The following is an 11,587-nucleotide window of genomic DNA, read 5'->3' as shown; positions in this document are numbered from 1 at the left end:
TCTAGGCCTCCCTGCCGCTTTTACGGTGTCCAAGGGCATAAACTTCGCTATGCTCTTGGCCAGAAGTTGCGTTCTTTTCCGCGCGCTGCTTCCGAATTCGGTGCGGCTGACCGTTGCTGGTCCACCGCTCGGGCCACAGGTCGATAGGCTTCAGGCCTAACGCCTTGGCAATGGCCCGCTCCATGCGCGGATAGGCGGTGCGCTTGGCGTTCTTCACGGCGGTATCGGAAACGCCCAGCTCACGCGCCAGCTTGGCCAGTGAGGTGCCTTTGGCGCGCAGCTGATACTTGATCCATTCCCAGCGCTGGGTCGGGTCAAGCGGGATATCGGTTTTGTTCATGCCTGGCGTCCATTTCTAACCACCTGCGGGGTGGTTTTTTTGGGGTGTCTAACGTCACTTACGGCATAAACATAGCCGCTTTGTTCTAACGGGTAAAGCGAAAAACGGCATTTCGCTTTGCCGGAACCGGCAAAAAATAGAGCTAAACGGCCATGTCATTGTTTTTAAAGGAATTTATGGGAAAGCGAAATTTCGTTTTCTTGGAAGGCGCCATTTCGCATTCACAGGTGGAGAAAGCGAAATGAGCGAAGGGCTGGCAGCACGCATCAGGCAATGCGCCGACATAGCCGGAAGCGGCGACGAACTTGCACGCTTATCGGCAATCCCGAGGCGAACGCTGGAGTACTACTTAACTGGAGAGCGCGAGCCCAAAGTGGCGCGCTGTGTAGAGATAGCCAAGGCCGTAGGAGTCGATATCGGATGGCTGGCTTCTGGTGAGGGAGAAATGCGGCCATCGCAGAGCAGCGGCGCCTCTGCCGATGACAAGTACGTCTATGTTCCGCTCTATGACGCCCGCTGTAGCGCTGGCGATGGCGCCTGGAATGAGGGCGCTAAGATATGGACCCACCTGGCGTTCACTCGCTACTCGCTGCAGCGTAAGGGCCTCAACCCGGACAACCTCTCGGCCATCCAGGTCAATGGCGACTCCATGGAGCCCCTGCTGGACGACGGCGACACCGTGCTGATCGACCACAAGCGCAACAGCCTGGAGGGCGAGGGTATCTACGTCATCCACCTGGACGACCACCTCTACGCCAAGCGCCTGCAGCGCCAGTTCGACGGCTCGCTGAGCATCATCAGCCAGAACAAGGACTATCAGACCATGACCGTGCCCAAGGACCGGCTGGGCGAATTGCAGATCATCGGTCGCGTAGTCTGGGCCGGCGGCTGGATGGTCTGAGCCGCAGATGCCAAAGAGCCCGCTAAACAGCGGGCCCTCTGATTGAAATGGATGTTCACCGCTTAGCGGCCCTTTGGCACCGGCCACCCCAGGCGCACTCCACCGAAACCCGCGCCACGCCTGGCTGTCATGGCTTATCCCGGTTCGTCCCGGCTCATCCCACCGGCTTTCGGGCCTGTGCCAAATCTAGAACCTCCCCACACTCGGCCCGCCGTACCAGGCCAGGCGTATCAGCCTTGGCAGCTGGGCTCGGCGAGAGCTGGCCTGGTGCAGTTCAAAGCGCACCACGCCGTCGTTCACATCGGGCAGCCCGACCACCCGCCCCTGCAGCCATAGCGTGCGACCGTCCAGCTCGGGCGCCAGGCGGTCGTCCAGGGCCCACTGGGCCGAAGTGCAGGCCCAGGCGAAACCGAGCAGGAAACAGCCCACGGGATAGCTTCGAAATGGCAGGCACGAGAGCCCCGCCAGCGCCAACAGAAACAGCAACCAGGCCGGCGGCAGAACCGGCATGAATCGCAGCACGAGCAAACCTGCGACCAGCGCGAGCATCCCTAGGCGCATCGCCTTACACTCCTGAAGAGCCATCCATGGACTCAGGCCGACCACCGACTGCTACGTACTTGCTGTCACAAACTCAAAAAGCAGCCGGTTCCGAATCTGTGCATAATAACTGCGCTTTTCAGCCCGCCAGAGACCCCCAATGCCGCGTCGTTTCTTCAAGCGCTACATGCCCCACCCGGACCGCATCAAGGGCAGCAAGTCCCTGCGCTTTCTCGGCACGCTGATCCACGACCCCAATCTCTGGCACCTCAATCGTCACTCGGTCTCCCGGGCCATGGCCATCGGCCTGTTCTGGGCGATGATCCCCATGCCGCTGCAGATGATCGCCGCCGCCGTGGTGGCCATCCCGGCCCGCGCCAACCTGCCGATCTCGGTCGGCCTGGTGTGGCTGACCAACCCGATCACCATGCCACCGGTGTTCTATTGCAGCTACAAATTCGGCGCCTGGATGACCAACACCCCGACCCTGCACCTGCCCGACCAGGTCACCCTGCGCTGGATCGGCCAGGTGCTGCAGAGCCACTGGCAGCCGCTGTACCTCGGCTCCCTGGTGCTGGGCCTGCTGCTCGGCGTCGTCGGCTACCTGGCTACCAACACCTACTGGCACTGGTGGGTCCGGCATAACTGGCGCAAGCGCCAGGAGCGGCGGCGCAAGGCCAAGAGCCCCAGCTGAAACGAAAAAGCCGTTACCCAGGTAACGGCTTTTTTCTGTGCGCAGCTTAGCTCACTCGTAGCGCAGCGCCTCGGCCGGCTGGATCTGCGCGGCGCGCCAGGAGGGGTAAAGCGTGGCAAGAAAGCTCAGGCCCAAGGCCGCGCTGCAGATCAGCACTACGTCGGAGACCAGCAATTCCGAGGGCAGGTTACTGATGAAATAGACATCGGAACTGAGCACCTGCTGACCGCTCATCCGCTCGATCCAGCCCACCAGCTGACTGACGTTCAGGGCCGCGAGAACGCCCAGCACCCCGCCAATCAGCGTACCGACCGTGCCGATCACGGTGCCCTGCACCATGAAGATGCCCATGATCTGCCGCGGCGTTGCCCCGAGGGTGCGCAGGATGGCGATGTCGGCGCCCTTGTCGGCCACCACCATGATCAGGGTGGCGATGATGTTGAACGCGGCCACCGCGACGATCAGCAGCAACAGCAGGCCGATCATGGTCTTTTCCATCTTCATGGCACTGAACAGACTGCCCTGGGTCTGGGTCCAGTCGCTGGCGCGATAGCCCTCGCCCAACTGCGCGGCGACCTCGGCGGAGACCCGCGGCGCCTGATACAGGTCCTTCAGTTTAAGCCGCACGCTCTGCACCTGGCCCGGCTCGAAGCGCTGGATCTGCGCGGCATCGGCCACGTTGATCAGCGCCAGGGAGCTGTCCAGCTCGGCGCCGACCTTGAAGATGCCGACCACGTTGATGCGCTGCATGCGCGGCACAATGCCGCCCGGCACGGAGCTGAGCTCGGGCACGATCAGGGCCAGGCGGTCGCCGACCTTGAGCTGGAAGCGCCGCGCGGTGATCTCGCCGATCACCACACCGAACTCACCGGGCCGCAAATCGGCCAGGCTGCCCTGCACCATATGCTGGGGCAGGATGGAGACCCGCGACTCGAACTGCGGATCGATCCCCTGCAGCTGGATCGGCTGCATTGCCCCGCGGTGCGACAGCATGCCCTCCAGCTCGGCGAAGGGCGCGGCCGCCACCACCTGCGGGTGCCGGCCGGCGGCTGCGGCAACCGTCTGCCAATCGTCCAGGGCCTGGGCGCCGGCGATGCTGGCATGGGGCACCATGCCGAGAATCCGCGAGCTCATTTCCTTCTGGAAGCCGTTCATCACCGACAGCACCACGATCATCGCCAGCACACCCAGGGCCAGGCCGATCATCGAGGTCAGGGAAATGAAGGATATGAAGTGATTGCGCCGCTTGGCCCGGGTATAGCGACTGCCAATGAAGACACTCAGCGGGCGGAACATCAGGCAGCCACCAGCTTGCCGTCTTCCAGGCGCAGCACCCGGTCCATCTGCAGAGCCAGCTGCATGTCATGGGTCACCACCAGGAAGGCGGTCTGCGACGAGGCGCTCAGCTCCTTCATCAGCTCCTGGATGCCCTGGGCGGTGTGGTGATCGAGGTTGCCGGTCGGCTCGTCGAGCAGCACCAGGCCGGGCCGGTTGACCAGGGCCCGGGCGATCGCCACCCGCTGGCGCTCGCCGCCGGACAGTTCGGCCGGTTTGTGTGCCAGGCGATGGCCCAGGCCGACCCGCTCGAGCAGTGCGGTGGCCCGCTGGCGCGCCTCGCTGATCGCGGTACGGCCGATCAGCAGCGGCATGCAGACGTTTTCCAGGGCGGTGAACTCGGGCAACAGGTGATGGAACTGGTAGACGAAGCCCAGGGCGCGGTTGCGCAGCAGGCCGCGCTCCTTCTCGTTGAGCGCCGACAGCTCTTCACCGGCCAGCCAGACGCTGCCCGTGCTGGGCGTGTCGAGGCCGCCGAGCATGTTCAGCAGGGTACTCTTGCCCGAGCCCGAACTGCCGACGATCGCCACCCGCTCGCCCGGATGCAGCTCGAGGGCCAGGCCATCGAGCACCACCACCGACTGCGGGCCCTCCTCATAGCTCTTGCCCAGATTGCGGCAGCTCAGCACGGCCTGATCTTGCATGACGCGGTCACCCATCAGTTGATTATTCATAACGCAGCGCCTCCGCCGGCTGGGTGCGCGCCGCGCGCCAGGCCGGATACAGGGTCGCGAGAAAACTCAGCACCAGCGCCGCGCCGCACACCAGCGACACATCCGCCCACATCAGCTGCGACGGCAGGTAGTCGATGAAGTACACGTCGGCGCTGAGGAACTTGATTCCCAGCAGGCCCTCCAGGGCCGCGACGCCGGCGCTGACATTGAGCGCGGCCCAGATTCCCAACAGCGCGCCGATGGCCGTGCCGAACACACCGATCACCGTGCCCTGGACCATGAAGATCGCCATGATCTGCCCCGGCGTGGAGCCCAGGGTACGCAGGATGGCGATGTCGCCTTTCTTGTCGGTCACCACCATGACCAGGGTCGAGATGATATTGAAGGCGGCCACCGCGACGATCAGCAGCAGCAGCAGGCCGATGATCGCCTTCTCCATGCGGATCGCCTGGTACAGGTTGCCGTGGGTGCGCGTCCAGTCGCGGGCATAGTAGTCGCCCTTGCCCAGCGTCTGGGCCAGCTCCCAGGCGGTACGCGGCGCCTGGAACAGGTCGGCGAACTTGAGGCGCACGCCCTGCACCTGACCGGCTGGCCAGCGTTGCAGGCGCCCCAGGTCCTGAACGTGGGCCAGGGCCAGGTGGCCGTCGATCTCGCCGGCGCCGACATGGAAGATGCCGACCACGGTGAAGCGCTTGAGCCGGGGAAACATCCCGGCCGGGGTTACCGTCACTTCGGGCGCGACGAAGGTCACTTTGTCGCCGAGCGTCACGCCCAGCTTGGCCGCCGCCTTGTCGCCGATGACCATGCCGAACTCGCCCGCAGCCAGGTCCTCCAGGCGCCCCTGACGGAAGAAGTCGCCGATGATCGAGACCTTGCCCTCCTCCTGCGGATCGACCGCATTGATCAGCACCTTCTGCACCTTGCCGTCATTGCTCAGCAGGCCCTGCATCTGGCTGAAGGGCGCCGCGGCCAGCACTTGCGGATGCTTCATCGCGCCGTCGGCGAGTTCGCGCCAGTCGGCCAGCGGCGTCGGGCTCTCGATCGTGGCGTGCGGCACCATGCCGAGCACGCGGGTGCGCATCTCATGGTCGAAACCATTCATCACCGACAGCACCAGGATCATCACCAGCACGCCGAGCGCCAGGCCGATCATCGAGGTCAGGGATATGAAGGAAACGAAATGGCTGCGACGTTTGGCGCGCGTGTAGCGCGTACCGATGAATACGAACAGGGGTCTGAACATGTCGGAGGCTGATTCGGGGGGAAAGAGAAACGTCCTTGTGGCGGGTCTTGGCGAGCAGCTTTACACTCAGACCACTACTGCTGCCATGGGTTCGCCATGCCGTCTCAAGATGAAAAAGATCGCCGCGAATACTATCGTATCGACGACACGATCGCACTGGATTTCACCCTGCTGTCCGGCGCCGAGGCCCAGGCGAGCGACGCACTGCACGACAGTTCGCCGCTGTTCAACCTGCTCAGCGACCTGCACCTGATGGATTTCGAGTCGCAGCACCTGCTGCGCCATATCAGCGAGCGCGACCGTACCCTGGCCAACTACCTCAAGGTGATCAACAAGCGCATCGACCTGCTCGGCCAGGCCGTGGCCCAGACCCTGCTGCGCGATATCGGCGCGCCCAAGCAAGTCTGCCTGTCCGAGGGCGGCGTCAGCTTCAATCACGGCAAACCGGTAGCCTGCGACAGCCACCTGGCGATCAAGATGGTGCTGATGCCCCAGGCCCTCGGCCTGCTGTTGCGCGCCAGGGTCATCCACTGCCGCGAGCGGGAGGACGGCCAGTTCGACATCGGCACCGAGTTCGAAGCGTTGACCGACGCACAGCGCCAGTTGCTCGCCCGGCATATCCTGCAGAAGCAGGCCTGGGAACGCCGCCAGGCCCGCGAACAGTCATGACCAGAAAGTTGAGTAGCCCATGCCCCGTCTTCTAGCCCTGCTCGCCCTGCTGCTGCCGTTATCCGCCCTGGCCGAAACCCTGGAAATTCCGCTCGGCCAACAAGGCGCCTCGAGCATCGACCTGCCGCAGCGTGGCGCATCACAACGCTCGGTACTCGAGCGTTTCGGTCTGGCCGACGAGGAGCATGCCCCAGTCGGCAAGCCGCCGATCACCCGCTGGGACTATCGCGAGTTCAGCGTGTATTTCGAGTATGACCATGTGATCAACAGCGTGCGCCACCACCAGCCACGCACCGCCCCTAGCAAGGAGTAATCGTGACCCTGATTTACGGCCACCGCGGCGCCAAGGGCGAAGCACCGGAAAACACCCTCGCCAGTTTCCAGACCTGCCTGGACCACGGCGTACGCCGCTGCGAACTGGACCTGCACATGTCTCGCGACGGCGAGCTGATGGTCATCCACGATCCGACCCTCAAGCGCACCACCGGTCGCCGCGGCAAGGTGGTGGAGCATGATGCCGCCGAACTGGTTGGCTATGACGCGCGCCAGTGCGGCCCCGAGTGGCGCACGCCCTGCCCTATTCCGCGCCTGGCCGAACTTTTCGAGCAGTGCGACTTCGAGCACTGGCAACTGGAGGTCAAGAGCGCCTCGAAGGTGCGTTCGGCGCGCATGGCCGAGGGGATTGCCGAACTGGCCAAGCGCCATGGCCTGACCGACAAGATCACCGTGACCTCCAGCTCACGCGAGGTGCTGCGCGCCATGCAGCAGCTGCATCCGGAGATTTCCCGTGGCCTGGTCGCCGAACACGCCTGGCTCGACCCGCTGAAAGTGGCTCAGCATTACGGCTGCGACCTGCTCGCCCTGGACTGGACGCTGTGCAGCCCGGAGCGCCTGAGCAAGGCGCAGAAGGCCGGCCTGCATGTCTCGGTGTGGACGGTCAATGACGCCGCACTGATGCGCCGCCTCGCCGATTTCGGCGTGGACAGCCTGATCACCGACTTCCCCGGGCTGGCCGTGGCGACACTGACGCCCTGAGCCTGTGGCGCCGACGCCAATCGCGACAAAAGAAAACCGGCCACCAGGGCCGGTTTTTTCTTGCTGCCTGGTCAGAAACTCTCCCGGTTCGGCCACTGCCAGGACGGGGAGTCGCTGAACGCATCCTCTCCGACCGGCTCAGGCCACCGGTCGGAGCCGCTCAAAAAAGCCGGTTGAGACCATCGAACGCCGCCACACGATAGGCCTCGGCCATGGTCGGGTAGTTGAAGGTGGTGTTGACGAAATACTTGATGCTGTTCGCCTCGCCCTTCTGGTTCATGATCGCCTGGCCGATGTGCACGATCTCCGAGGCCTGGTAGCCGAAGCAGTGCACGCCGAGCACCTCGAGGGTCTCACGGTGGAAGAGGATCTTCAGCATGCCCACCGGCTCATTGGAAATCTGCGCCCGCGCCATGCTCTTGAAGAACGCCTTGCCCACTTCATAGGGCACCTTGGCCTGGGTCAGCTCGCGCTCGTTCTTGCCGATCGAGCTGATCTCCGGAATGGTGTAGATCCCGGTCGGCACATCGTCGACGAAGCGCCAGCTGTCGTTCTCGACGATGTTGCCCGAGGCCGAACGGCCCTGGTCATAGGCCGCGCTGGCCAGGCTCGGCCAGCCGATCACGTCGCCGGCGGCGAAGATGTTGCTGATCTCGGTGCGATAGTTCTGGTCGACCTCGATCTGGCCGCGGCTGTTGACCTGGATGCCGATGTTCTCCAGGCCCAGCTTGTCGGTATTGCCGGTACGGCCGTTGCACCAGAGCAGGGCGTCGGCCTTGATCTTCTTGCCGGACTTCAGGTGCAGGATCACCCCGTTGTCCACCCCCTCGATACGCTCGTACTCCTCGTTGTGGCGAATCAGTACGTTGTTGGTGCGCAGGTGATAGCTCAGCGCATCGGAGATCTCCGCATCGAGGAAGCTGAGCAGCTGGTCGCGGTTGTCGATCAGGTCGACCAGCACCCCCAGGCCGCTGAAGATCGAGGCGTACTCGCAACCGATGACCCCGGCTCCGTAGATGATCAGCCGGCGCGGCGTGTGGCTGAGGGTCAGGATGGTGTCGCTGTCGTAGACCCGCGGATGACGGAAGTCGACATCCGCCGGGCGATAGGGGCGCGAGCCGGTAGCGATGACGATCTGCTTGGCCACCAGGGTTTCCACCACGCCATTGGGGCAGACCACTTCGATGGTCTGTTCGTCGGAGAAGCTGCCGGTGCCATAGAACAGGTCGATGCGATTGCGCGCGTAGTAGCCGGTGCGCGAGGCCACCTGCTTGCCGATCACCCGCTCGGCGCTCTTCAATACGTCCGGAAAGGAGAACCAGCGCGGCTCGCCGATCTGGCGGAACATCGGATTGGTGTTGAACTGCATGATCTGGCGCACCGAGTGACGCAGCGCCTTGGACGGAATAGTGCCCAGGTGGGTGCAGTTGCCGCCGACCTCACGGCGGGTATCGACCACCGCTACCTTGCGCCCGGCCTTGGCGGCGTTCATCGCCGCACCTTCCCCCGCAGGACCGGAGCCCAGCACCACTACGTCATAGTTGTAGACCGCCATGTTTACTCCTTCAGATCACACCGGGGCGCTTGTATCGCGCCCTCGGCAGGGCCGGCAGCGCTCAGGCGCGCCGACAATCAACTCACCGCCTATGTGCCGGCTGGCGACTAACGCTTGGTCGCGTCGTAGGCCAGATCGCTGGCCGCCTCATCGGAAGTGCGATTGACCTCTTCGCACTTCTCGCGACTGCCTCCGCAAATCGAGCATTCCTTCTCGATGCCCAGATTGGCGATACCGCCGCAGGAACCGGCGATGGGCTTGCGGCCCATGATCACGCCGACCGCCATCAGGCCAACCACCAGTAGCATTGCCAGGAAAACCACTACGAAAATCATTGCTCTTCTCCTGCGGCGAACAGCTGTTCGAACGCCGCGGTAGTCTGGGTGACGAAATCTGTGCCGTCACGGATCACGAAAAACGCTGCGATACCGGCCTGCTCAGCGTAGGCCAAGCCTCGCTCGGGTCCCAGCACCATCAATAGGGTAGACAAGCCATCGGCGCGTAAGGTCGATCGGTCGGCCACGGTCACCGCCGCCAGCTTGTGGGTGATGGGCGCGCCGGTCTGTGGGTCCAGCGTATGGGAGTAGCGTATGCCGTTCTCCTCGAAATAATTGCGATAGTCGCCGGAGGTGGAGATGCCGTAGCCATCCAGCGCCAGGATTCGCTGCGCCACCCGCTCATCATCCCGCGGGGCCTCGATGGCGATGCGCCAGGGCTCGCCACTGGGCTTGCGCCCGGCCGCCTTCAACTCCCCGGTGACATCCACCAGGTAACGACCGACGCCCAGCTCGTCGAGGCGGCTGACGATCCGCTCAACCGTGTAGCCGGCGGCGATGCTGTTCAGGTCCAGTTGCAGGTCGACGTCCTTGCACAATTGCCCAGCCTCGACGCGCAAGTGCCGGTGACCGGTGCGGCCACGCGCCTCGGCCAGTTGCTGCGCCGTCGGCACCTTTTCCATGCGCGCCTGGGGGCCAAAGCCCCACAGGTTGAGCAGCGGCTCCAGGGTCAGGTCGAAGGCCCCGCCACTCTCCTGAGCCAGGGCCTGGCCGGCTTCCACCAGCTGCAACAGCTCCTCCGGCATGGCCAGGCAACTGCCGGCCGGGGCGCGATTGAACTGGGAGATGAGCGAGTCGTCGCGGTAGGTGGACATCTGCCGATCGACCTCGGCGAGGATCGCCTCGGTCTCGGCCTGCAGCGCCTCGACAGGCGGCGCACCCTCGGTACGCACGTACTTGACCCGGTAGGTGCTGCCCATGGTCGGGCCGCCGAACTCCTCGACCCGCTCGGAAAACCAGCAGCCCGTTAAGGCGGCCGCCAGGGCGACCGCGATAACGGGCTGGAGTACAGCGTGCAGCATACTTAGCCGCCGAAGTCGTCGAGCAGAATGTTTTCCTGCTCCACACCCAGGTCGACCAGCATCTTGATCACGGCGGCGTTCATCATGGGTGGGCCGCACATGTAGAACTCGCAATCCTCAGGAGCCGGGTGGTCCTTCAGGTAGTTCTCGTACAGCACGTTGTGGATGAAGCCCTTGAGGCCGGTCCAGTTGTCTTCCGGCTGCGGATCGGACAGCGCCAGATGCCACTGGAAGTTCGGGTTCTCCGCCTGCAGCTGATCGTACTCTTCGTTGTAGAAGGCCTCGCGCATGGAGCGCGCACCGTACCAGAAGCTGATCTTGCGCTTGGATTTGAGGCGCTTGAGCTGGTCGAAGATGTGCGAGCGCATCGGCGCCATGCCGGCACCACCACCGATGAAGATCATCTCGGCATCGGTGTCCTTGGCGAAGAACTCGCCGAAGGGTCCGTACACCGTGATCTTGTCACCCGGCTTGAGGCTGAACACGTAGGAGGACATCTTGCCCGGCGGCAGGTCGTCCTTGCCCGGCGGCGGCGAGGCGATACGGATGTTGAACTTGACCAGGCCGCGCTCTTCCGGGTAGTTGGCCATGGAGTAGGCACGAATCACGGTCTCCTCGACCTTGGACACGTACTTCCACTGGTTGAACTTGTCCCAGTCGCCGCGATACTCCTCCTGGATGTCGAAATCCTTGTAGTACACGGTGTGCGGCGGGCACTCGAGCTGCACATAGCCGCCGGCGCGGAAGTCGACGTTCTCGCCCTCGGGCAGCTTGAGCGTCAGTTCCTTGATGAAGGTCGCCACGTTGGGGTTGGACTCAACGGTGCACTCCCACTTCTTCACGCCGAATACTTCTTCCGGCACCTCGATCTTCATGTCCTGCTTGACCGCGGTCTGGCAGGACAGGCGCCAGCCCTCCTTGGCCTCGCGACGAGTGAAGTGCGACTCCTCGGTGGAGAGCATCTCACCGCCACCGGACTCGACGATGCACTTGCACTGGGCGCAGGTGCCGCCGCCACCACAGGCCGAGGACAGGAAGATGTCGTTCTCGGCCAGGGTCTGCAGCAGCTTGCCGCCTGCCGGCACGACGATGGTCTTCTCTCCGTTGATCTCGATGCTCACGTCACCGCTGGAAACCAGCTTGGCGCGCGCCGCGAGAATGATCAGCACCAACGCCAAGACAATGGCGGTGAACATGCCGATCGCTAGGAAAATCTCGAAATTAATCATCTGCTCATCCTTTCC

The 11,587-nt window shown here is 63.8% G+C and carries 13 protein-coding genes and 1 pseudogene; 5 read left to right on the top strand and 9 right to left on the bottom strand.

Annotated features, from left to right (window positions below; all coding sequences use genetic code 11):
* Position 1: 1 nt before the first annotated feature.
* Complete coding sequence (locus ACSX1D_RS07175) at positions 2-340, bottom strand: helix-turn-helix domain-containing protein (protein WP_439861591.1); 339 nt, start codon at positions 338-340, stop codon at positions 2-4.
* A 283-nt stretch (positions 341-623) separates the two neighbouring features.
* Between ACSX1D_RS07175 and ACSX1D_RS07170 the strand changes: the two genes are divergently transcribed.
* Positions 624-1,241, top strand: coding sequence for an XRE family transcriptional regulator (locus tag ACSX1D_RS07170; RefSeq protein WP_439862278.1), 618 nt, complete (start codon positions 624-626; stop codon positions 1,239-1,241).
* A 198-nt stretch (positions 1,242-1,439) separates the two neighbouring features.
* On the opposite strand, the pseudogene ACSX1D_RS07165 reads toward ACSX1D_RS07170, so the two are convergent.
* Positions 1,440-1,802: pseudogene (locus ACSX1D_RS07165) on the bottom strand (DUF4131 domain-containing protein); the annotation flags it as partial.
* A gap of 139 nt (positions 1,803-1,941) precedes the next feature.
* Here ACSX1D_RS07165 and ACSX1D_RS07160 point away from each other — a divergent pair.
* Complete coding sequence (locus tag ACSX1D_RS07160; RefSeq protein ID WP_439861590.1) at positions 1,942-2,475, top strand: DUF2062 domain-containing protein; 534 nt, start codon at positions 1,942-1,944, stop codon at positions 2,473-2,475.
* Between the two features lie 51 nt (positions 2,476-2,526).
* On the opposite strand, the gene ACSX1D_RS07155 is transcribed toward ACSX1D_RS07160, so the two are convergent.
* The 3 genes from ACSX1D_RS07155 to ACSX1D_RS07145 are packed head-to-tail and all read right to left on the bottom strand — an operon-like array spanning position 2,527 to position 5,727.
* Positions 2,527-3,771: a lipoprotein-releasing ABC transporter permease subunit gene (locus ACSX1D_RS07155; protein ID WP_439861589.1), complete on the bottom strand. Its 1,245-nt coding sequence runs from the start codon at positions 3,769-3,771 to the stop codon at positions 2,527-2,529.
* On the bottom strand, positions 3,771-4,454 hold the full coding sequence (lolD, locus tag ACSX1D_RS07150) for a lipoprotein-releasing ABC transporter ATP-binding protein LolD (protein ID WP_208710202.1): 684 nt from the start codon (positions 4,452-4,454) through the stop codon (positions 3,771-3,773). Before lolD ends, ACSX1D_RS07155 begins: the two co-directional genes overlap by 1 nt.
* A gap of 22 nt (positions 4,455-4,476) precedes the next feature.
* Positions 4,477-5,727, bottom strand: coding sequence for a lipoprotein-releasing ABC transporter permease subunit (locus tag ACSX1D_RS07145; RefSeq protein WP_439861588.1), 1,251 nt, complete (start codon positions 5,725-5,727; stop codon positions 4,477-4,479).
* Between the two features lie 96 nt (positions 5,728-5,823).
* On the opposite strand from ACSX1D_RS07145, the gene ACSX1D_RS07140 reads away from it, so the two are divergent.
* From ACSX1D_RS07140 to ACSX1D_RS07130, 3 genes are read left to right on the top strand one after another with little or no spacing between them, the layout of a single operon-like run.
* Entirely contained in the window at positions 5,824-6,396 is a 573-nt protein-coding gene (locus ACSX1D_RS07140) for a PilZ domain-containing protein (RefSeq protein ID WP_208709275.1), read from the top strand.
* 19 nt (positions 6,397-6,415) lie between these two features.
* Entirely contained in the window at positions 6,416-6,709 is a 294-nt protein-coding gene (locus tag ACSX1D_RS07135) for a phosphodiesterase (protein ID WP_439861587.1), read from the top strand.
* A gap of 2 nt (positions 6,710-6,711) precedes the next feature.
* Entirely contained in the window at positions 6,712-7,431 is a 720-nt protein-coding gene (locus ACSX1D_RS07130; RefSeq protein WP_208709272.1) for a glycerophosphodiester phosphodiesterase, read from the top strand.
* Between the two features lie 160 nt (positions 7,432-7,591).
* On the opposite strand, the gene sthA is transcribed toward ACSX1D_RS07130, so the two are convergent.
* From sthA to nqrF, 4 genes are all read right to left on the bottom strand, one after another.
* A complete protein-coding gene (gene sthA, locus ACSX1D_RS07125; RefSeq protein WP_208709270.1) occupies positions 7,592-8,986 on the bottom strand; it encodes a Si-specific NAD(P)(+) transhydrogenase in 1,395 nt (464 codons plus the stop codon).
* Positions 8,987-9,093: 107 nt separating this feature from the next.
* Positions 9,094-9,321 (bottom strand): (Na+)-NQR maturation NqrM, encoded by a 228-nt coding sequence (gene nqrM, locus ACSX1D_RS07120; RefSeq protein WP_208709268.1) that lies wholly within the window; start codon positions 9,319-9,321, stop codon positions 9,094-9,096.
* Complete coding sequence (locus tag ACSX1D_RS07115; RefSeq protein ID WP_439861586.1) at positions 9,318-10,343, bottom strand: FAD:protein FMN transferase; 1,026 nt, start codon at positions 10,341-10,343, stop codon at positions 9,318-9,320. The genes nqrM and ACSX1D_RS07115 overlap by 4 nt, the downstream gene beginning before the upstream one ends.
* Before the next feature lie 2 nt (positions 10,344-10,345).
* Positions 10,346-11,572, bottom strand: a complete 1,227-nt coding sequence (gene nqrF / locus ACSX1D_RS07110; protein WP_439861585.1) for an NADH:ubiquinone reductase (Na(+)-transporting) subunit F — start codon at positions 11,570-11,572, stop codon at positions 10,346-10,348.
* Between the last annotated feature and the right edge of the window lie 15 nt (positions 11,573-11,587).

Source organism: Pseudomonas sp. MBLB4136 (genome assembly GCF_051904765.1).
Taxonomy (GTDB): Bacteria; Pseudomonadota; Gammaproteobacteria; order Pseudomonadales; family Pseudomonadaceae; genus Aquipseudomonas.
Note: the sequence above shows the minus strand (reverse complement) of the source record. Positions and strands in the feature narration are given on the sequence as shown.

Coding starts and splice junctions, on each gene's coding strand:
- ACSX1D_RS07175 (WP_439861591.1), bottom strand. CDS start 340: ATGAACAAAACCGATATCCCGCTTGACCCGACCCAGCGCTGGGAATGG.
- ACSX1D_RS07160 (WP_439861590.1), top strand. CDS start 1,942: ATGCCGCGTCGTTTCTTCAAGCGCTACATGCCCCACCCGGACCGCATC.
- ACSX1D_RS07155 (WP_439861589.1), bottom strand. CDS start 3,771: ATGTTCCGCCCGCTGAGTGTCTTCATTGGCAGTCGCTATACCCGGGCC.
- lolD (WP_208710202.1), bottom strand. CDS start 4,454: ATGCAAGATCAGGCCGTGCTGAGCTGCCGCAATCTGGGCAAGAGCTAT.
- ACSX1D_RS07145 (WP_439861588.1), bottom strand. CDS start 5,727: ATGTTCAGACCCCTGTTCGTATTCATCGGTACGCGCTACACGCGCGCC.
- ACSX1D_RS07140 (WP_208709275.1), top strand. CDS start 5,824: ATGCCGTCTCAAGATGAAAAAGATCGCCGCGAATACTATCGTATCGAC.
- ACSX1D_RS07135 (WP_439861587.1), top strand. CDS start 6,416: ATGCCCCGTCTTCTAGCCCTGCTCGCCCTGCTGCTGCCGTTATCCGCC.
- sthA (WP_208709270.1), bottom strand. CDS start 8,986: ATGGCGGTCTACAACTATGACGTAGTGGTGCTGGGCTCCGGTCCTGCG.
- nqrM (WP_208709268.1), bottom strand. CDS start 9,321: ATGATTTTCGTAGTGGTTTTCCTGGCAATGCTACTGGTGGTTGGCCTG.
- ACSX1D_RS07115 (WP_439861586.1), bottom strand. CDS start 10,343: ATGCTGCACGCTGTACTCCAGCCCGTTATCGCGGTCGCCCTGGCGGCC.
- nqrF (WP_439861585.1), bottom strand. CDS start 11,572: ATGATTAATTTCGAGATTTTCCTAGCGATCGGCATGTTCACCGCCATT.